At 57.0% G+C, this 19,990-nt stretch carries 14 protein-coding genes; 6 read left to right on the top strand and 8 right to left on the bottom strand.

Annotated elements, in window-relative coordinates; genetic code table 11:
* Positions 1 to 143: 143 nt before the first annotated feature.
* The gene (locus BH714_RS03005; protein ID WP_014169271.1) at positions 144 to 1,739 is read left to right on the top strand and encodes an ABC-F family ATPase; all 1,596 of its coding nucleotides are present in this window, start codon (positions 144 to 146) and stop codon (positions 1,737 to 1,739) included.
* 76 nt (positions 1,740 to 1,815) lie between these two features.
* Here the strand turns inward: BH714_RS03005 and BH714_RS03010 are convergent, their stop codons facing one another.
* Both BH714_RS03010 and BH714_RS03015 read right to left on the bottom strand, forming a co-directional pair.
* Positions 1,816 to 4,179, bottom strand: coding sequence for a glycoside hydrolase family 31 protein (locus tag BH714_RS03010; RefSeq protein WP_040016991.1), 2,364 nt, complete (start codon positions 4,177 to 4,179; stop codon positions 1,816 to 1,818).
* Positions 4,180 to 4,196: 17 nt separating this feature from the next.
* A complete protein-coding gene (locus BH714_RS03015; protein ID WP_020884899.1) occupies positions 4,197 to 5,498 on the bottom strand; it encodes an MFS transporter in 1,302 nt (433 codons plus the stop codon).
* 287 nt (positions 5,499 to 5,785) lie between these two features.
* On the opposite strand from BH714_RS03015, the gene BH714_RS03020 reads away from it, so the two are divergent.
* Positions 5,786 to 6,859: a LacI family DNA-binding transcriptional regulator gene (locus BH714_RS03020; RefSeq protein ID WP_040016992.1), complete on the top strand. Its 1,074-nt coding sequence runs from the start codon at positions 5,786 to 5,788 to the stop codon at positions 6,857 to 6,859.
* On the opposite strand, the gene BH714_RS03025 is transcribed toward BH714_RS03020, so the two are convergent.
* From BH714_RS03025 to BH714_RS03040, 4 genes are all read right to left on the bottom strand, one after another.
* Positions 6,856 to 8,112, bottom strand: a complete 1,257-nt coding sequence (locus tag BH714_RS03025) for a DUF1479 domain-containing protein (RefSeq protein ID WP_014169275.1) — start codon at positions 8,110 to 8,112, stop codon at positions 6,856 to 6,858. The two genes, BH714_RS03020 and BH714_RS03025, sit on opposite strands and share 4 nt — an antisense overlap.
* A gap of 149 nt (positions 8,113 to 8,261) precedes the next feature.
* Positions 8,262 to 9,077, bottom strand: a complete 816-nt coding sequence (locus BH714_RS03030) for a Cof-type HAD-IIB family hydrolase (protein WP_040016993.1) — start codon at positions 9,075 to 9,077, stop codon at positions 8,262 to 8,264.
* A gap of 161 nt (positions 9,078 to 9,238) precedes the next feature.
* Complete coding sequence (locus BH714_RS03035; protein ID WP_040016996.1) at positions 9,239 to 11,671, bottom strand: formate C-acetyltransferase/glycerol dehydratase family glycyl radical enzyme; 2,433 nt, start codon at positions 11,669 to 11,671, stop codon at positions 9,239 to 9,241.
* Positions 11,672 to 11,675: 4 nt separating this feature from the next.
* Positions 11,676 to 12,575, bottom strand: coding sequence for a glycyl-radical enzyme activating protein (locus tag BH714_RS03040; protein ID WP_040016999.1), 900 nt, complete (start codon positions 12,573 to 12,575; stop codon positions 11,676 to 11,678).
* Positions 12,576 to 12,703: 128 nt separating this feature from the next.
* Between BH714_RS03040 and fsa the strand changes: the two genes are divergently transcribed.
* Complete coding sequence (gene fsa / locus BH714_RS03045) at positions 12,704 to 13,366, top strand: fructose-6-phosphate aldolase (protein ID WP_020884894.1); 663 nt, start codon at positions 12,704 to 12,706, stop codon at positions 13,364 to 13,366.
* Positions 13,367 to 13,406: 40 nt separating this feature from the next.
* On the opposite strand, the gene moeB is transcribed toward fsa, so the two are convergent.
* Positions 13,407 to 14,159 carry a molybdopterin-synthase adenylyltransferase MoeB gene (gene moeB / locus BH714_RS03050; protein ID WP_040017000.1) on the bottom strand — a complete coding sequence of 251 codons (753 nt, stop codon included), beginning with the start codon at positions 14,157 to 14,159 and terminating at the stop codon, positions 13,407 to 13,409.
* Position 14,160: 1 nt separating this feature from the next.
* Entirely contained in the window at positions 14,161 to 15,393 is a 1,233-nt protein-coding gene (gene moeA, locus BH714_RS03055; RefSeq protein ID WP_040017002.1) for a molybdopterin molybdotransferase MoeA, read from the bottom strand.
* Positions 15,394 to 15,581: 188 nt separating this feature from the next.
* On the opposite strand from moeA, the gene iaaA reads away from it, so the two are divergent.
* The 3 genes from iaaA to gsiB are packed head-to-tail and all read left to right on the top strand — an operon-like array spanning position 15,582 to position 19,965.
* Positions 15,582 to 16,520 (top strand): beta-aspartyl-peptidase, encoded by a 939-nt coding sequence (gene iaaA, locus BH714_RS03060; protein WP_040019005.1) that lies wholly within the window; start codon positions 15,582 to 15,584, stop codon positions 16,518 to 16,520.
* Positions 16,521 to 16,531: 11 nt separating this feature from the next.
* Positions 16,532 to 18,403 carry a glutathione ABC transporter ATP-binding protein GsiA gene (gene gsiA, locus BH714_RS03065; protein ID WP_014169283.1) on the top strand — a complete coding sequence of 624 codons (1,872 nt, stop codon included), beginning with the start codon at positions 16,532 to 16,534 and terminating at the stop codon, positions 18,401 to 18,403.
* Positions 18,404 to 18,426: 23 nt separating this feature from the next.
* Entirely contained in the window at positions 18,427 to 19,965 is a 1,539-nt protein-coding gene (gene gsiB, locus BH714_RS03070) for a glutathione ABC transporter substrate-binding protein GsiB (protein ID WP_040017003.1), read from the top strand.
* Positions 19,966 to 19,990 lie beyond the last annotated feature (25 nt).

A 19,990-nucleotide genomic window follows, 5' to 3' on the forward strand; every position in this document is an offset into this window, starting at 1 on the left:
CCCGCTAACAGGGAATTCAGATGTGTACGAAATCACATTTTTTTCGATTTTGTTAAAGTTTAGCGGATTGCCGCAACGCGGGATCTCAATTCGGAATTGTGGCATAATGCCGTGTTTATCACACTTTTCGCAGGAATCTCCCCGTGTTAGTTACCAGCAACGTCACTATGCAGTTTGGCAGTAAGCCGCTGTTCGAAAACATTTCCGTCAAATTTGGCGGCGGCAACCGTTACGGCCTGATTGGCGCCAACGGTAGCGGTAAATCTACTTTTATGAAAATCCTCGGCGGTGATTTAGAGCCGACGCTGGGCAACGTTTCGCTCGATCCAAACGAGCGCATCGGTAAGCTGCGTCAGGATCAGTTCGCCTTTGAAGAGTTCACCGTCCTTGACACCGTTATCATGGGACACGCGGAGCTGTGGGAAGTGAAGCAGGAGCGCGATCGCATCTACGCTCTGGCGGAGATGAGTGAAGAAGATGGCTACAAAGTGGCCGATCTCGAAGTGCTGTACGGCGAAATGGATGGCTACTCTGCGGAAGCGCGTGCGGGCGAGCTGCTGCTGGGTGTGGGTATTCCGGTAGAACAACATTACGGCCCGATGAGCGAAGTCGCGCCAGGCTGGAAACTGCGTGTTCTGCTGGCGCAGGCGCTGTTCTCCAATCCGGATATCCTGCTGCTTGACGAACCAACGAACAACCTGGACATCGACACCATCCGCTGGCTGGAGCAGACGCTGAACGATCGCGACAGCACCATGATCATCATCTCGCACGACCGTCACTTCCTGAACATGGTGTGTACACACATGGCGGACCTGGACTACGGCGAGCTGCGCGTTTATCCGGGCAACTACGATGAGTACATGACGGCAGCCACGCAGGCGCGTGAACGTCTGCTGGCGGATAACGCCAAGAAGAAAGCCCAGATTGCTGATCTGCAGTCTTTCGTCAGCCGCTTCAGCGCGAACGCCTCCAAATCTCGCCAGGCGACCTCTCGTGCGCGCCAGATTGACAAGATCAAGCTTGATGAAGTGAAAGCGTCCAGCCGTCAGAACCCATTCATCCGCTTCGAGCAGGACAAGAAACTGTTCCGTAATGCGCTGGAAGTGGAAGCCCTGGCTAAAGGTTTTGAAAACGGTCCGCTGTTTAAAAACTTTAACCTGCTGCTGGAAGTGGGCGAGAAGATCGCCATTCTGGGTGCCAACGGCGTGGGTAAATCCACCCTGCTGAAAACCCTGGTCGGCGAACTGCAGCCAGATAACGGTACCGTGAAGTGGTCTGAAAACGCGCAGATTGGTTACTACGCACAGGACCATGAATACGAGTTCGAAAACGACCTGACCGTCTTCGACTGGATGAGCCAGTGGAAGCAGGAAGGCGATGACGAGCAGGCGGTGCGCAGCATTCTGGGTCGTCTGCTGTTCAGTCAGGACGACATCAAGAAGCCTGCTAAAGTGCTGTCCGGTGGTGAAAAAGGGCGCATGCTGTTCGGCAAGCTGATGATGGAAAAACCCAATATCCTGGTGATGGATGAACCGACTAACCACCTGGATATGGAATCTATCGAATCGCTGAACATGGCGCTGGAGATGTATCAGGGGACCCTGATCTTCGTCTCTCACGACCGTGAATTCGTCAGCTCGCTGGCGACCCGCGTGATCGAAATTACGCCTGAGCGCGTGGTGGACTTCACCGGTAACTACGAAGATTACCTGCGCAGTAAAGGTATCGAGAGTTAAAAAAAGCCCGGTGGCGATACGCCTACCGGGCCTGTGTTTGATGCCCTCTCCCTGTGGGAGCGGGCATCAGGCCGTACTAGACCACCCATTCACTCCCTTCAATACCATTCACCAGCAGCGTGCGTTTTTCCCCGGCCGGTAACGATATCTTCAGCGCTTTCCACGCCGGACGATAATCTCCCCGCGCACTGACCTTCAGGTTGATGGTGGCACCGTCGCATGCCATGTCCCATTCCACCCACAGCGCATTGCCGTTCTGATAGCCCCAGCTTTCACCATCGTCTTCAAACAGCAGGCCCGCGGTTGAACCGACGCCTTTCACCGGGAACAGTTTCAGCTCACGGGTAGTGTCTTTTTCCGCGCTGACATGCGTAATGCGTTCGCTGAGCGGCAGACCCGCACCGGCACGTACCAGCATCGGCAATTTCTCCAGCGGCGCATCACGTACGATCCACTGCCCGCCAGCGAACCACTCGTGGGTGTAAAAATCGTACCAGCCCGTTTCGTTATCCGGCAGCCAGACGCATCGCTCGCGCTGCCCGGCCTCCACCACGCTTGCCACCAGCAGGTCGCGACCCAGCAGGAAATCATCGTTCTCCTCAAACGTCTGCGCATCGTGTTCGTGGTCGAGGAAGGTCGGGCGTAGCATCGGTTCGTCGTCGGTATGCGCCTGCCAGAGCAGGGTATAAAGGTACGGCAGCAGACGATAACGTAATTCAATGGCACCACGAATAGCCGGCGTCACGCCCGGATACATCCACGGCTCGTTAACGGTGTGGTCATCATTCCATGAGTGAATGGTAAAGCGCGGATGCATCACGCCGTTTTGCACCCAGCGTACGAACAGTTCCGCGTCGGGTTTGTCGCCAGAAAAGCCACCGACATCATGCCCCACATTAAACAGCCCGGACAGGCTCATTCCCAGACCCATGCGGGTGTTATAGCGCAGGGTATCCCAGCTGGTACGGTTATCGCCGCTCCAGGTCTGGACGTAACGCTGCATGCCCGCGCAGCCGGAGCGGGAAATGAGATACGGACGTTTTTCCGGGGCAAAACGCTGCTGCGCTTCCAGCGAGGCACGCATCATCAGCAGCGGCATCACCGGGCGAATGTGCTTGATCGCGATTTCCTTGCCAAAGCCGTGGCAGCGGGCTTCGCCATCCCACACTTCATATTCGTTGTTGTCGTTCCAGGTGGAGTCAATCCCCATCTCAAGCAGCTGCGTGGTTACCCCTTCCTGCCACCATTTCACCGTCTGTGGATTGGTAAAATCGAGGTGAGAACCTTCGTCATCCCAGAAGCTGGAGCGTTCTGGCGCGTCGGTTTCTGAATCGCGGATGAACAACCCGTTTTCCGCAACTTCGTTATAGCGCGGGTGATCCTGCAGCAGGCATGGCTTGATGTTGGCCGCCAGCTTTAACCCCGCGTCGTGGAAAGCCTGGGTCATCACCTTCGGCTGCGGCACCTTGTCGTGGTTCCAGTTAAAGACGTAGCGCTTGCCGTTGATCGAGGTATAGCCCGAAGAGAGCTGGAACGAGTCGCAGGGAATAGCATGTACTTCGCACAGACGGATAAAGTTCATCAGCTGGTTCTGCGCATCCGGCGCGTCGGTGTAATGCATGGTCGAACCGCTGTAACCCAGGCTCCATTTCGGCCCGAAGAGCGTTTTCCCGGTCAGACGCACGAAAGCTTTGGTCACGTCCAGCGCCCGTTTGCCCGTGAACAGGTAGTAATCGATGTCGCCCGCTTCCGCCTGCCAGCGACGATAGGCGGTGTGATAGTTGTCAATCTCGTTGCCCAGATCCAGCCAGCAGCTGCTCAGGTTGTCGTAGAAGAGCCCGTAGCTCACGTCATCGCGACGGGTGAGGGTGAACGGAATATGTTTGTACAGAGGATCGGTGCTGGCCGCGTTGTAGCCCATTGCATCGAGGTTGCGCATCTCATAGCGTTTGCCGTTACGCTGTAGATCGCCGGCTTTCTCACCCAGACCGTAGAAGCGTTCATCCTTGCGGCGGCTCAGGTAGTGCGCCGCACCGTCGCCATGGGCATTCAGCAGATAGGCACTGGTTGGACGGTCGTTGACCAGCGGCTGCCACTCACCCGCCTCATTGCGGTAGTGCCACTCCAGCCACAGCGGCTGATGCACGGTCACACGCAGCTGTTCGGTAGCAACCGTCAGCACGTCGTCCTGTTGCGTTAGCGTCCAGGCGGGGCAGGTGAAACCACTCAGATCGTCGCGGCGGCGACCTTCCCACGGCACATCTTGTTGCGGGGCGATGCTCCAGGTGCGATCCAGCGTCAGCTCACCTTTGCGTTTAATCAGCACGCGGAACAGATTTTCTTCCAGCACATACAGGCACAGACGGTGCTGGTTATCGACCAGCAGTTCCAGATGATTTGCCGACTGCTTATCAACGGTCCAGTTTTTCAGGGTTTTCATATGCAATACATCCACTATCAGGCGCGCTTGGCGCGACGTTCAGCAATAAATGCCACCAGGAAAACAGCGCCAATCAGGTCAAAGAACCCCATGGCAATAAAGAGCGGGTTAAAGCCGATTTTGTCGGCGGTCACCCCAATTAACAGGGAGAACAGGAAGCTGGCGATCCAGGCCGCCGAGCCGCGCATGCCGTTAACGGTCGCCATCTGACCTTTATCAAATGACTCCACGACCAGGGCGCTGAGCATGCAGGAGATGATCTGATGCCCGAAACCGCCGATGGAGATCAGCACGATGGTGATATACGGGTCGCGGGTAATGGCCACGACCGCCAGGGAGATCATCAGGAATGCGCCGGTGACGGAGCTGGCCACCACCGAGTTCACACGGCTGCAGCCGAACAGTCGGGCATACAGACGGGTGAGGTAGCCGCTTGCCACGCTGCCAAGGTCCGCGGCAAGGAACGGCAGCCAGGCAAACATCGCAATCTGCTTCAAATCCATGCCGTGCTCTTTGGCGAGATACAGCGGAACCCAGAAGCTCAGCACGGCCCAGGCCGGTTCGGCCATAAACGCCGGAAGGGCGATACCGTAGAAGCGCTTATTTTTGGAGACATTTTTCAGCGCGGTGAGGAAGGGCAGTTTTACCGCAGGCGGTTCGTTATCCTGCTTGATAAATGCCAGTTCGTCCTTGCTCAGGTTCGGATGCTGTTCCGGGTTGTGGTAAAAAGCCCACCAGAGGATCACCCACAGCAGCGCCAGCACGCCGGTAAACATAAACGCGCCCTGCCAGCCAAACGAGGCGTGCGCGAAATAGATGATGGGCGGTGCCAGCATCGCGCCAATGGAGAACCCTACGCCCGCCCAACCGGCCGCGACAGGACGTTCCGATTTCGGGAACCACTCGCCAATGGTTTTCGCATTCGCCGGCGTGGCGGCCGCTTCAGAAGCACCCATAAAGAAGCGCAAGATAGCCAGGTGCAGCCAGCTGCCCGCCCCGGCGTGGAAAATACACATCAGCGCCCAGATCCCGGCGCAGACCATAAAGCCAATCTTCAGACCAATCACGTCGATCAACCAGCCGCACAGAGGCTGGAAAATGGTGTACGCAATCTGAAATGCCCCGACGATCCAGGAGTATTGCTCGGTGGTGATCCCAAGGCTCTCTTTCAACTCAGGGGCGAGAATACCCAGCGAGTTTCGGGTGATGTAGTTAACGGTGACGCCCAGTAAGAACAGCACCAGCACATACCAGCGCAGGTTCTTAATGACGCGACGGGTTTTGCTTGTCGCAACGGTGTTATTGATGTCCTGACTCATTTTACTCTCCACAAGACGGACGGTAAGGGGACGGAGGTTCAGGTGTCACACAGATTTTTATGGCTTTGATTTCTATCCGTTTTAATTTAGAAGTTGCTATACAACTAGTATGGAAGTGGTGTGACAAATTCACCTTAAGGGAGAAAATGAGCAGGCAATAGTGGATTTTGTGCAAAATTTCTCATCAATGACATAAATCATCTGGCATGATGCTTTTTATGCCCGTTACTGCCTGATGAGTACGCTATGAAAATTTTTTCATTTCGCAAATGGAGCCAGATCACAAAATGGACAAAAGGCTAAAAATCACCGAAATTGCCGCCCGCACGCAGCTTTCCATCAGTACCGTGTCGCGGGTGCTGGCAGGAAAAGCGAACACCAGTGAAAAAGCGCGTGCCAGAGTACTGGCCTGTGCGCGGGAGCTGGGGGTGATGGACGGTCTGGCGGCGGGGCGTCTACTGCTCAACAGCCTGGTGGTTTTTGCGCCACAGCGCGCCTTTGACGAGCGGTCCGACATCTTTTACTACCGCGTGATCCAGAGCGTGAGTAAAGGCCTTGCTTCCCACGATGTCCGTCTGCGTTATTGCGCGCTGGAAGAGAATGACAGCGACGCACAGCTTTTTCTGGCACGGATGAACGAGCCGGAGACACAGGCCGCTATTCTTCTCGGTATTGACGATCCGCATATCCACGATCTGGCGGTGGATGTGGGTAAACCCTGCATGCTGATTAACTGCCGCGACCGGCATATGCGCCTGCCTGCAGTGGCACCGGACCACCGCTCGATAGGTGAGCGGGCCGCGGACTATCTGTTTGAAATGGGACACCGTGAGGTGATGAATGTCCTCTGCCTGCGGCGTTACACCATGGAACTGCGTCTGGCCGGGATCCGCGATGCGTGGCAGTCTCACAACCTGAAATTCAACGATAAACGCGATCTGCTGGTGGCTCCGAGCTTCAGCGCGCGCGAAACGGAAGAGCTGGTCACCTCCTGGCTCCGTCAAATGCAGGGTAAGGATCTGCCCACCGCATTTTTAGTCGGCGGCGATTTTATGGCGGCGGGCACCATCAGTGCGCTGCAAAAACAGGGCTTGCGCGTGCCGCAGGATATCTCGGTGATGAGCATTGACGGGTTTAATCTGGCGGCCATTCAGGATGTTCCGCTCACGGCGGTGCATGTACCGCGCGATGAACTGGGAACCGAAGCGGTGCATATGCTTCAGCAACGGCTGATGCGCCCGGATGCGCCGGTGGGAACATTAATGCTTAACGGCACGCTGGCCGTGCGGGGTTCTGTCCGGCGGATACGTCAGGGGAAACGACGCACCGCCGTGGAGCGGGAAGGGTTATACGACAGTTAAGCCATACCCAGTGCACGCTTGCCGTGAATATTCAGATCGTTCACGGTAAAGCGGTCCTGCCAGTTTTTTTCATAATCTTCGCGCGGGAAATCGCCCGGCGATGCACCGGTTTCCAGCGCTGCTTTCACTTTTTTCGCATAGGCGAGGTTTTTCTCGCACATCGGGGCGGCAGGGATATACATCACGTTGCCCCAGCCTTGCTGATTTTCCACCGGTGCAACCGAGTGGATGACGTCACAGTGCCACCACACGGAATCGCCTGCTTCCAGTGCAGGAATGCTGCTCAGCGCTTCGATTAGCAGCGGATGCCATTTCTCGGAGACCGGCAGGACACGTCCCGGCGCGACGCCGCAGAGTTCATCTTCCGGGACATCATCCAGCAGCGGACGCAGCAGAATGTAGGCCATCGCTTCCGGAATAGGCACCACATGCAGCAGCCCCTGACCCGGGATCATGTCTGACAGCGCCGTCCAGCCCTGGAAGGTGCGGAATACAGAACATTTTGTGGTGTTATCCACGGTGTACTCTTCCACTTCGGTACGGTGTGCGGCGTTCCACGGATCGTATTTATCCACGTTGCCGTCAAAAACGCGGGCAAAGACCTGCTGATAGGCCGGCAGCAGCCAGCGCTCCAGCGCGCCGGAATCGGTATGCGCGCCCAGCCCTTTAGAGGTGGTACCCGGTGGGCGACGACGAATACGGTCCGGATAAATGACGCTGACGTCCGGATCGAACCACTGTTTGCCATTACTCTCGAATGTCCATAAACGGTTCAGGAACGACTGTACCTGCGCCATCTCTTCACTCTGGCGAGCCTGCATTTGCGCCTGCGACCAGTAGATAGGGTAAATTTCCGGACGTGAGGCGGTTAAGGTACCAAAGAAGTTATCGCCCGGACCTTTATAGACCTCATCAAACCGGTTGAGATCGAGGTAGTCGAGCATCGATTGATCCCACGCCAGCGCCTGCTCGCGGGGGAAGTGACCTTTAATCACCGCGCAGCCACGGCGTTTGACCGCGTCACGCTGTGCCTGGGTGATCGTCCCGTTTTTCACATCTGCAAACGGGATAACCGGCCAGACGGTTTCACCTTTGTTCTTCAGGGCATTAATTTCCGCCACGCGGGTCGCGATTTTATCGCTGAGCGTGTCGAATACCGCCTGAACGTCTCCGATCTGCGCACGTAATTCACGCTTCAACTGACGAATCGCTGCTTTATGGTCCGCAGGCAAACTTTCACTGGTAAACGTCATAACTGCCTCGCATCTTTCATTCGAAAGTAAAAATATCTACAAGTGATACTTTAAGTTAAAAATTAGTTAATGCAAGTTTAAATATTTGACGTGTGCCACAGGATGGAAAAAGAGTGAGGTGCCGGAGCAGTGCTCCGGCAAGAGAGAGATTACGCGTCGAACGGGGAGTGGTCGTCAAGCACGGCCTGAATCACATTCAGTGCGCCCTGATGGTTGTTGTCATCCGTGCTGTAGCGGCAGATCGTTTTGATGCTCTGCGCCGCGTTGCCCATGGCAAAATTGTATTTCACCAGCTTCAGCATTTCCGCATCGTTGCCGCTGTCCCCGATTGCCACGCACGCCTGCGGCGAGATTTTCCAGCGCTTCAGCAGACGGCTAATACCGTTGGCTTTGTGCAGGCCCGGGATAATCAAATCGACAAACCCAAAACCGCTGGTGACGGGTTTCATAATCCCGTCGAGGGAGACGTGCAGTTTGTCGACAAGATTCGGGATATCGCTGTCCGGCAAATTCAGGGAGAATTTGAACAGCACGTCGTCAATTTCGCGGTAATCGCGGATGCGTTTTAAGCGGTGGTAGTGCTTTGACATGAGCGCCACAAACGCGTCCGGCGCCCGTTCGCTGACGTAGGCGCTCTCCAGCCCACAGGCCACAAAGTTGAGCGCGTTGTCTTTCAGCAACTCGCCAATGACAATTTGCGACTCATGGCGGGTCAGTTCACCGTGAAAAATCTGCTCACCGTGATCGAACACCAGCGCGCCATTTTCCGCCACGAAGGAGATCTGATCTTTCAGTTCCGGGAAGAAGGAGATGAGCTGGTAATACTGGTTGCCGCTGGCGACAACAAATTCAATATTACGGGCTTTAAGCTGCTCAAACTGTACCTGAAAGCGGTCGCGGTCGTACTGCTTGGCATCATCAAGGAAAGTTCCGTCCATATCGGTGACGATAACTTTTACGGTCATACTGTGCTCCTGAGTCACTGCGTTTGAAACATTCTAATAACAAGGTGACGGAGAGCACAAATTTAATTTCATTCGAAAGTCAAAGCAAAGCGGCAACCGAAATTGCCGCTTAAAGACAGGTTCCCTCTCCTTGATGGGAGAGGGCATAAGTCTGAAGAGAGTTAAAGCGTGTGCTCGGTACGCGCAATAATATCGTCCTGCGCATCCGGCGACAGGGCGGTAAAGAACGCGGAGTACCCTGCGACGCGCACCACCAGGTCACGATACTGGTCCGGGTGTTTCTTCGCTTCCAGCAGCGTTTCACGCGAAACGATGTTGTACTGAATATGCCAGCCCTTGTGCACTTCAAAGAAGGTACGCAGAAGCACCATCAGTTTCTGACGGTCACTGTCATTTTCCAGCGTCGACGGATTGAGCTTCTGGTTTAGCAGTACCCCACCGAGGATCGCTTCGGTTGGCAGTTTGCCGACAGAGCCAATTACCGCCGTAGGGCCGAGGTGGTCAGTACCGGAGGCCGGGCTGGCTCCTTCTGCCAGCGGAGTATGCGCCTTACGTCCATCCGGGGTTGCCATCGTTGCCGCGCCAAACGGCACGTTCGCGGAGATAGATGACGTGCCGGCATAGTAGTTACCGCCAATCGGACCACGGCCATAGCGCGGGTTATGGTACTGCTTCAGCTCGGCGATATAGGTTTCGTAGGCACGGGTCAGCAGCATATCCACGCTGTCGTCATCGTTACCGTATTTTGGCGCGCCGTTGATCAGCCGCTGACGCAGCTGCTCGTGGGTCAGCCCGTCGAAATCATCGGCCAGAGCGGCGGCCAGCTGTTGCTGACCTATCGTACCCTGTTCGAAGACCAGTTTTTTCACCGCGGCCAGGCTGTTGCCCAGGTTAGCAATACCCACCTGCAGGCCTGACACCCAGTCATACTTCGCGCCGCCTTGTTTGATGCTTTTCGCGCGTTCTATGCAGTCATCCACCAGCGCTGAGCAGAGAATATCGGGGACGTTCTCTTCCAGCATCGTGTCTACCACATACTCAATCTCGATAGATTTGCGGGTGTAGTAGCGGATCTGGGTATCCCACGCTGCCATCACCTCTTCGAAGTTATCGAAGTTACCGGCAGAGAGTGCTTTCTCCTGTGGCAGGAATACCTTACCGCTGGTGGCATCGCGGCCGCCTTCCAGCGCTGCCAGCATCACGCGGGCGAAGTTGATAAAGCTCATGCCGGTGCAGCGATAACCCCATTTGCCACCCACTGCGGTTTCGATGCAGCCAATCGCGGCATAGTCATAGGCATCCTCTTTTTCGACGCCGAGCTTGATAAATTCCGGAATGACAATCTCATCGTTGTTGAACGCGGGCATACCAAAGCCGCAGCGGATCACCTGCACGCAGGCGTCGAGGAAGTCATTGCTCATGCCCGCATGATAACGCACGCTCAGGTTTGGCTGCGTGGAGCGCAGGCGACCGCAGGATTCCAGAATCGCGTAGCTGAGCGGGTTGACCGCGTCCATAGGCTCACCGTTGATCAGCGTCTGTCCACCGATGGTGACGTTCTGATACAGCGGGCTACCCGCTGAAGCTTTGGAGTGCGAGCCGGAGCGGATTTTGTTCACTTCCAGCAGCTTCAGCCAGCAGCTGTGCAGCAGCTCGATGGCATGTTCGCGGTCGAGGCTCTGGTTCAGCTCCACGTCGCGGCGGTAGTACGGATAGAGGTACTGGTCCATGCGGGCAAACGAGACGGAGTGGCCGTTGGACTCAATCTGCAGAATAAGCTGGATGAAGTAGCACAGCTGCAGCGCCTGCCAGAAGGTTGTTGGCGGCTGATGGGCGATTACATCACAGTTTTCTGCCATCGCCAGCAGCTCGTCGCGACGGCTTTCACGGGATTCGGTTGCCGCCATTTCACGCGCCAGCGCGGCGAAACGTTCGATGTGCAGGCTGACCGCTTCCAGCACAATATCGATCGCTTTCAGGAACTGTTCCCCGTGAAGGTCGTCGAGCACCGTCAGGTTGATACGCGAACGACGCTCGGCCACTTTGTCGCGCAGACCATCGAGGCCTTTCTCCAGCAGCAGCGGGAAGTTAACCGCCAGGTGTGCGTCGCCGGAGGTCATGTTACCTTCCGCTTTGATAATGCCGGTTTCCAGCAGCCCTTTTTGCTCGTCGGTGAACATGCCGTAGCAGCGATCCTGCACCGTCTGGCCGCGCCACCATGGGCAGATATCATGCAATACGCGCTTGTTTTCTTCGCTCACCGCAAAGCCTGCGCCCGGACGGTCCGCCAGATCGTCAATCTCTTTTTCAATCCACGAGACGGTGTATTCCGGGAAAATTGGCGCGGCGCGGACTTCACTGGCCTGGTTACCGATGATCAGCTCATCGTGTTTTATCCAGATGGTGCGCTGCGCGAGGTGATGCGCCAGCGCCAGCGCGCGACGCACCGGGATCGGCTTGTCCATATGCTGTTGGTACATCTCGGTGTAATGCAGGGCGCGCTCGGTACAGACCGGCGGCTTCACGATATGCACGAGGGCCGTTTTGTGTGCTTTTATGCGCTCGCTAAGGGTGCTGAGATTCAGGGTCGTCATAAGTTTATCCTCGTAAGGTCGCGGTTAACCCTTTCTGGCAGGCGTACTGCTGTGCGAAGTCCAGAAGCGCAGGATCATCCAGCGGTTTATCAGGGGCAGAGTAGGGTTGGCCGAGCAGGGTATATTTGTTCATGCCCAGCGTGTGGTACGGCAGAAAATGGATCTCGCGGACGTTGAGTTCGTCTGCGGCAAAATTGGTGATGGCGGTAATCGACGCTTCATCGGCGTTGAAGCCCTGAATCAGCGGTACGCGGATGGTGACCTGTTTACCGGCGGCGGCCAGGCGTTTCAGATTATCAAGGATCCGTTTGGCGGAACCGTCGGTCCACTGTTTGAACGTCCTGCCATCAACGTGTTTCAGGTCCGCCAGGAACAGATCGACATACGGTAATGACGGTGCAATATAATGCCATGGCACGTGGAGACAGGTTTCCACGGCGGTATGTATGCCTTGCTCATGGCTGGCTTTAAACAGGGCATGAGCCAGTTCGGGATTCATAAACGGTTCACCGCCGGACAGGGTTATCCCGCCGCCGCTGCGGTCATAGAACGGCTTGTCACGCAGTACGCTGGACATAATCTCTTCGACCTGCTTTTCTTCCCCACAGACGGTGAGCGCCTGCGTCGGGCAGCAGTCGGTGAGGGCGTCGAGAGTCTCTTCGTTAAGCTTTTCACGGTGGATAACCAGCCCATTCAGCGCACGATCGATAATGCCCGGTGCCGCTTTCTGGCACAGGTCGCAGCCTTCCAGACACAGTCGTGCGTCAAAGAGCACATCCCGGTGGCGGGAGCGGCTTTCCGGATTCTGGCACCAGCGACAGCCCAGCGAGCAGCCTTTCAGGAACACAACGGTACGAATACCGGGGCCATCGTGGGTAGAGTAACGCTGAATATTGAAGATCATGTTTTCGCCTCTCATCTTGCATATGAAGATTAAATTACTTTCGAATGAAAGTTATCTTGATGCAGGTCAACTCCTGAGCAGGTTTTGTCGTGATAGGGTAAATGCAGGCTAAATTTGAGGGTTACATCATGGAACTTTATCTCGATACTTCCGACGTCGCGGCAGTGAAACGGCTGGCGCGTATCTTCCCGCTGGCGGGCGTGACCACGAACCCCAGTATCGTGGCGGCAGGGAAAACGCCGCTCGAGGCGCTGCTACCGGCGCTGCAGGATGCGCTCGGCGGGAAAGGTCGCCTGTTCGCGCAGGTCATGGCGACCACCGCTGAAGGGATGGTGGAAGAGGCGCGTAAACTGCGCACCATTATCAACGACCTGGTGGTAAAAGTGCCGGTAACGGCGGAAGGTCTGGCGGCGATCAAAATGCTGAAAGCGGAAGGGATCCCGACGCTGGGTACGGCGGTGTACGGTGCAGCACAAGGGATGCTGTCCGCGCTGGCGGGCGCTGAGTATGTTGCCCCTTACGTTAACCGCGTGGACGCGCAGGGCGGGGACGGGATCCAGACGGTAGTTGAACTGCAGCAGCTTCTGACGCTGCATGCTCCGCAGTCAAAAGTGCTGGCCGCGAGCTTCAAAACGCCGCGTCAGGCACTGGACTGCCTGCTGGCAGGTTGTGAATCCATCACCCTGCCGCTGGATGTTGCTCAGCAGTTTATTACTTCGCCTGCGGTGGATGCGGCAATAGTGAAGTTTGAGCAGGACTGGCAAGGGGCGTTTGGCAGAACGACGCTCTGATACGGTTGCCGGGTTATGCTAACGCTTGCCCGGCAACCATTTAGCGTCCGCATACCTCACAGCCGGGGTTGCGCATCAGTTTCATCTCGCGGAACTGGCAGGTCATCGCGTCATACATCACGATTTTCCCCGCGGCAGGCGTCCCGTAATGCGCCAGCACTTTGATCGCTTCCATAGCCTGCAACGAACCTATGACGCCGACTAACGGAGCCATGACGCCCGCCTCCACGCAGGTGAGGGCGTTCTCGCCAAACAGACGGCTCAGGCAGCGATAGCAGGGTTCGCCTCCGGCGTAGGTAAAGACGCTGATTTGGCCTTCCATGCGAATGGCGGCACCGGAGACCAGCGGCGTTTTGTGGGCAAAACATCCTGCATTCAGCTGATTGCGAATGGTGACGTTATCGGTGCAGTCCAGCACCAGATCGTGTCGTGCTATCTGTGCCGACAGCGCCTCATCATCCAGCAGGGCGTCAATCAGGGTGAACTTCACGTGAGGATTGATGCGCGCCAGCGCCGCGCGGGCCGATTCCACTTTGGGCTGGCCGAGGGTCGCGTCGCTGTGCAGCGTCTGGCGCTGAAGGTTCGACACCGACACGGTATCAAAATCCAGCAGCGTCATATTGCCCACCCCCGCCGCGGCCAGATACTGGGCCGCAGCGCAGCCCAGCCCCCCCAGCCCCACGACCAGCACCCGTGCTGCCTTAAGCGCTTCCTGGCCGTCGAAATCAAAACCGCGCAGAACAATCTGGCGGTTATAGCGCATCATCTCCTGGTCGCTGAGTTCAGCCGTCATGTTAGCCTCCGAAGAGGTGGTTAAAGCTTTCCACCTCAACCCATTCACCCGGCTCCACGCTGCCGCGTTCACGCTCGAGAACGATAAAGCAGTTACCCTGGCTGAACGAGCTGAAGATGTGCGAGCCCTGGTGTCCGGTGGTGCTCACTTCCAGCTCGCCTTCAGCGTTGCGCGTCAGAATACCGCGCTGGAAATCAAGACGGCCCGGTGATTTCTTCAGGCGCGTCGCCGCACGTACGCGCTGGCGAACCGGCAGCGGGTGGGCCTGGTTACCAGACAGTTTTGCCAGCAGCGGAATGACCAGCTGGTAGAAGGTCAGGGCGGCGGAAACCGGGTTACCCGGCAGGCCGCAGAACCAGCTGTGTTTCAGCTGACCAAACGCGAACGGTTTGCCCGGCTTGATGGCCAGTTTCCAGAAGCCGATCTCCCCCAGCTCTTCAAGAATGGTTTTGGTGTAATCCGCTTCACCTACGGAAACGCCGCCGGAGCTAATTACCACGTCCGCCGACCGGTCCGCTTCAATAAACGCGGCGCGCAGTTTCTCCGGATCATCCGGAATGATGCCAAGGTTAATGACCTCACACCCCAGCTGTTCAAGCATCAGGTGTACCGCGAGGCGGTTAGTGTCATAAATCTGGCCGTCCTGCAGTGGCTGGCCCGGAAGCTGGAGTTCATCGCCGGTGGAAAAGACCGCCACGCGTACCTTGCGGATAACGTCAATTTCTGCGATGCCGAGCGAGGCCAGCACCGGCAGTTCGCCCACCGTCAGTTTCTGCCCGGCGGCAAATACCGTTGCGCCACGCGTGATGTCTTCACCGGTACGACGGATATTCTGTCCCGCTTTAACACTCGCGGTGAAGCGGACGCCCGCTTCCGTTTGTTCGGTCTCTTCCTGCATCACCACCGCTTCGCAGCCTGGCGGTACGGGGGCACCGGTCATGATGCGTATGCAGTTACCCGCAGGCCACTCACCGTTAAACGGCTGACCGGCAAATGCTTTACCCGCCACGGGCAGCGCCGTATCCGTCCGGATATCCGCCAGGCGTACCGCGTAGCCGTCCATTGCGGAGTTATCGAACCCAGGCACGTTAAGCGGAGAGACGATATCGCGCGCGGCAATACGACCAAAACAGCGCACCAATGGCAGCGTCTCGTGGTCGTGCAGGGGGGAAATTCGGTCAAGCATCTGCGTGAGTGCCGCCTCAAGCGGCATCAGTCCGGCGGTAAAATCCATGGTGGGCTCCTGCGGAGTAACGACGAAAGCGTCCATTATGGCAGAAAAGTGCCACTAACTGTATGACCCGATGGGTGTACGCTTTACATCACAGTTGCGTCTTTCTATATTCAAAAATCATCTGAAGTTTCAGCGACGATAATGATATTTATAGAAAAAGCCGCAAATCAGGCTAACGGGTGATGGGAATGGTTAATGCGGTAATCGCAATTCATGGTGGCGCCGGGGCAATCACCCGTGCCCTGCTCAGTCCCGAGCAGGAAAAACGTTATATTGATGCGCTGTATGCCATTGTGGAAACGGGCCAGCGGATGCTGGAGGCGGGCGAGAGCGCGCTGGATGTGGTTACCGAGGCGGTACGTCTGCTGGAAGAGTGCCCGTTGTTTAACGCGGGCATTGGTTCAGTCTTTACCCGCGATGAAACGCACGAGCTGGATGCCTGCGTCATGGACGGTGTCACCCTTAAAGCGGGCGCCGTCGCGGGGGTGAGCCATCTGCGTAATCCGGTGCTGGCCGCGCGTCTGGTGATGGAGGCGAGCCCGCATGTTCTTCTGACCGGGGCCGGGGCAGAGACGTTTGCCGCGGAACATGGCATGACGCCAGTTTCTCCCGATCTGTTTTCAACGCCGGAGCGTTATCAACAGCTGCTTGAGGCGCGCTCGGCAAACGTGACGCAGCTTGACCATACCGCGCCGCTCGATGAGCGCAGCAAAATGGGCACGGTAGGGGCGGTGGCTCTTGATAAAGCCGGGAATCTGGCTGCGGCCACGTCGACCGGCGGTATGACCAACAAACTGCCGGGCCGGGTAGGTGACAGTCCATTACCGGGGGCAGGGTGCTATGCCAATAACGCCACGGCGGCAGTGTCGTGCACCGGAACCGGTGAAGTGTTTATTCGCGCCCTCGCGGCGTATGACATCACCGCGCTGATGGATTACGGCGGGTTAAGCCTGGCCGAAGCCTGTGAACGCGTGGTGATGGAGAAACTGCCCGCACTGGGGGGTGTCGGTGGGTTAATTGCGGTGGATCGTGAGGGCAACGTGGCATTGCCGTTTAACAGCGAAGGTATGTACCGCGCGTGGGGTTATGCCGGTGATGAACCCAGTACGGGGATCTATCGTGAATAAGGGGGCAAAGCGTGCCGCACAGTGAAGAGCTGGACAACCGTGAAGTGCTGGCTGTCCATCAACTGAATATTGCGTTTCAGGAAGAGCGGCAGTTCATCCCCGCAGTACAGAATTTATCATTCTCGCTCAACCGCGGCGAAACGCTGGCGATTGTAGGCGAGTCCGGTTCAGGGAAATCGGTCACCGCACTGGCGCTGATGCGTCTGCTGGAACAGACCGGCGGACAGGTCAGCTGCGAAAAAATGCTGCTGCGCCGGCGTAACCACCAGGTCATTGATTTAAATGAGCTGAGCGCCTCGCAGATGCAGAGCGTGCGCGGGGCCGATATTGCGATGATCTTCCAGGAGCCGATGACCTCGCTGAACCCGGTCTTTCCGGTCGGGGAACAGATTGCCGAGTCCATCCGCCTGCATCAGGGGTTGAGCGGTGATGAGGCGCTTCGTGAAGCGAAACGCATGCTTGACCTGGTACGCATACCGGAAGCGCAGGCCATTCTGGGACGCTACCCGCATCAGCTTTCCGGCGGTATGCGTCAGCGCGTCATGATTGCGATGGCGCTCTCCTGCCGTCCCGCGGTGCTGATTGCCGACGAACCCACGACGGCACTGGATGTGACTATTCAGGCGCAAATTCTGCAGCTTATCAAAGTGCTGCAGCAGGAGATGGAGATGGGGGTGATTTTCATCACCCATGATATGGGCGTGGTCGCCGATATTGCCGATCGCGTGCTGGTCATGCATAAGGGCAACGCCGTGGAAACCGGCACGGTTGAGCAAATTTTCCATGCGCCGGTTCATCCTTACACCAAAGCGCTGCTGGCGGCGGTTCCGCGGTTGGGGGCGATGAACGGCAGCGATTTACCGCGCCGGTTCCCGTTGATTTCTCTCGAAGCGGCAGGCCAGCAGGAAGATGAAATCGAGCAGGATACCGTGGTACCCGGCAAGCCGATTCTGGAAGTGCGCGATCTGGTGACCCGTTTTCCCCTGCGCAGCGGAATGTTTAACCGCGTGAAGCGCGAGGTGCATGCGGTTGAAAACGTCAGTTTTGATTTATGGCCAGGCGAAACGCTGGCGCTGGTGGGAGAGTCAGGCTGCGGCAAATCCACCACCGGGCGGGCGCTGCTCAGGCTGGTGGAGTCCCAGGAGGGCAGCATAACCTTTAACGGGGAACGCATTGATACCCTTCCGGACAGCAAACTGCAGGCGGTGAGGCGAGATATCCAGTTTATTTTCCAGGATCCGTATGCCTCCCTCGACCCGCGCCACACGGTGGGGTATTCACTTATGGAGCCGCTGCGGGTGCATAACCTGCTCGACGGTGAAGCCGCACAGCGTCGGGTGGCCTGGCTGCTTGAGCGCGTGGGGCTGAAGCCAGAACATGCCTGGCGTTATCCGCACGAGTTTTCGGGCGGTCAGCGGCAGCGTATTTGCATTGCCCGCGCGCTGGCGCTTAACCCGAAAGTGGTGATTGCAGATGAATCCGTCTCGGCGCTGGATGTCTCTATCCGGGCGCAAATCATTAATTTACTGCTCGACCTGCAGCGGGATATGGGGATTGCCTTCCTCTTTATCTCACACGACATGGCGGTGGTTGAGCGCATCAGCCACCGTGTCGCGGTGATGTTTATGGGGCAAATTGTGGAGATAGGACCGCGCAGGGCGGTATTTGAAAATCCACAGCACCCTTACACACGCAAACTTATTGCCGCGGTGCCGGTTGCCGACCCTGAGCATCGCCACGGCCAGCGTGTGCTGCTGCAGGACGAAATGCCAAGCAATATTCGTAAACGGGGCGAGGCGGTGGAGCGCGTGGCGCTGCGCGAGGTTGGCCCGGGGCATTTTGTGGCCCCTCCGCGTCAGGACAATGCATTCTCGCGGTTATAACTTAAAACAGGCAGGAGAACACAATGGTTAAATTTGTAGCGCGCAGATGGTTACTCGCCGCGAGCGTGACGGCAGCCCTGGCCGCCGCGCCGGCGTTCGCTGCCAAAGATGTGGTGGTCGCCGTCGGTTCCAATTTCACCACGCTGGATCCGTATGATGCCAACGACACGCTCTCCCAGGCGGTGGCGAAATCGTTCTATCAGGGGCTGTTTGGCCTGGATAGCGAGATGAAACTTAAAAATGTGCTGGCGGAAGGGTATACCGTTTCCAGCGACGGGCTGGTGTATACCCTTAAGCTCAGAACCGGTGTGAAGTTCCAGGACGGTACAGATTTCAACGCGGAGGCGGTGAAGATAAACCTCGATCGCGCCAGCAACCCGGAAAATAGCCTCAAGCGCTACAACCTGTATAAAAACATCGCCAGCACCGAGGTGGTCGACCCGACGACGGTGAAGATCACTCTGAAAGAGCCGTTCTCGGCGTTTATCAATATTCTGGCGCATCCGGCCACGGCGATGATTTCGCCTGCCGCGCTGAAAAAATACGGCAAAGAGATCGGGTTCCATCCGGTGGGGACCGGCCCCTACGAGCTGCTCACCTGGAACCAGACCGACTTTGTGAAGGTTAAGAAGTTTGCGGGTTACTGGCAGCCGGGCCTGCCGAAGCTGGACACCATTACCTGGCGTCCGGTGGTGGACAACAACACCCGCGCGGCGATGCTGCAGACCGGCGAGGCGCAGTTCGCGTTCCCGATCCCCTATGAGCAAGCCGCCATTCTGCAGAAAAACAGCAAGCTGGAGCTGGTCGCCAGCCCGTCCATTATGCAGCGCTATATCAGCATGAATGTGACGCAAAAGCCGTTTGATAACCCAAAAGTGCGTGAGGCCATCAACTACGCCATTAACCGCCAGGCGCTGGTAAAAGTCGCCTTTGCTGGCTATGCCACGCCGGCTACCGGCGTGCTGCCTCCGGCGATCGCCTATTCGCAAAACTATCAACCGTGGCCTTACGATCCGGCCAAAGCGCGTGAGCTGTTAAAAGAGGCGGGTTTCCCGAACGGCTTTAGCACCACGCTCTGGTCGTCGCATAATCACAGTACCGCTCAGAAGGTGCTGCAATTTACCCAGCAGCAGCTGGCGCAGGTAGGTATCAAGGCGCAGGTCACCGCGATGGATGCCGGTCAGCGTGCGGCTGAGGTGGAAGGGAAAGGGCAGAAAGAGAGCGGCGTACGGATGTTCTACACCGGCTGGTCGGCCTCTACCGGTGAAGCGGACTGGGCGCTGTCGCCGCTGTTCGCCTCACAGAACTGGCCGCCGACCCTGTTCAATACGGCCTTCTACAGCAACCCGAAGGTGGATAAAGACCTGGCGGATGCCCTGAAAACGACCAAACCGGAAGAGAAAGCGCGCCTGTATAAAGAGGCGCAGGATACCATCTGGAAAGAGTCGCCGTGGGTACCGCTGGTGGTGGAAAAACTGGTTTCCGCGCATAACAAAGCGCTGACCGGATTCTACATCATGCCGGATACGGGCTTTAGCTTTGATGAAGCAGATTTAAAATAATACTCATGCCCGCAGGCCACTGCCT

The organism is Enterobacter ludwigii (genome assembly GCF_001750725.1).
In the GTDB taxonomy this organism is placed as follows: Bacteria; Pseudomonadota; Gammaproteobacteria; order Enterobacterales; family Enterobacteriaceae; genus Enterobacter; species Enterobacter ludwigii.

Bases quoted from the DNA above. Each gene is read 5' to 3' on its own strand.
- BH714_RS03035 (WP_040016996.1), bottom strand. From the start codon at position 11,671: ATGACGACCCTGAATCTCAGCACCCTTAGCGAGCGCATAAAAGCACAC.
- BH714_RS03040 (WP_040016999.1), bottom strand. From the start codon at position 12,575: ATGATCTTCAATATTCAGCGTTACTCTACCCACGATGGCCCCGGTATT.
- moeB (WP_040017000.1), bottom strand. From the start codon at position 14,159: ATGACGGCTGAACTCAGCGACCAGGAGATGATGCGCTATAACCGCCAG.
- iaaA (WP_040019005.1), top strand. From the start codon at position 15,582: ATGGTTAATGCGGTAATCGCAATTCATGGTGGCGCCGGGGCAATCACC.
- BH714_RS03030 (WP_040016993.1), bottom strand. From the start codon at position 9,077: ATGACCGTAAAAGTTATCGTCACCGATATGGACGGAACTTTCCTTGAT.
- fsa (WP_020884894.1), top strand. From the start codon at position 12,704: ATGGAACTTTATCTCGATACTTCCGACGTCGCGGCAGTGAAACGGCTG.
- moeA (WP_040017002.1), bottom strand. From the start codon at position 15,393: ATGGATTTTACCGCCGGACTGATGCCGCTTGAGGCGGCACTCACGCAG.
- BH714_RS03025 (WP_014169275.1), bottom strand. From the start codon at position 8,112: ATGACGTTTACCAGTGAAAGTTTGCCTGCGGACCATAAAGCAGCGATT.
- BH714_RS03010 (WP_040016991.1), bottom strand. From the start codon at position 4,179: ATGAAAACCCTGAAAAACTGGACCGTTGATAAGCAGTCGGCAAATCAT.
- BH714_RS03020 (WP_040016992.1), top strand. From the start codon at position 5,786: ATGGACAAAAGGCTAAAAATCACCGAAATTGCCGCCCGCACGCAGCTT.
- gsiB (WP_040017003.1), top strand. From the start codon at position 18,427: ATGGTTAAATTTGTAGCGCGCAGATGGTTACTCGCCGCGAGCGTGACG.
- BH714_RS03015 (WP_020884899.1), bottom strand. From the start codon at position 5,498: ATGAGTCAGGACATCAATAACACCGTTGCGACAAGCAAAACCCGTCGC.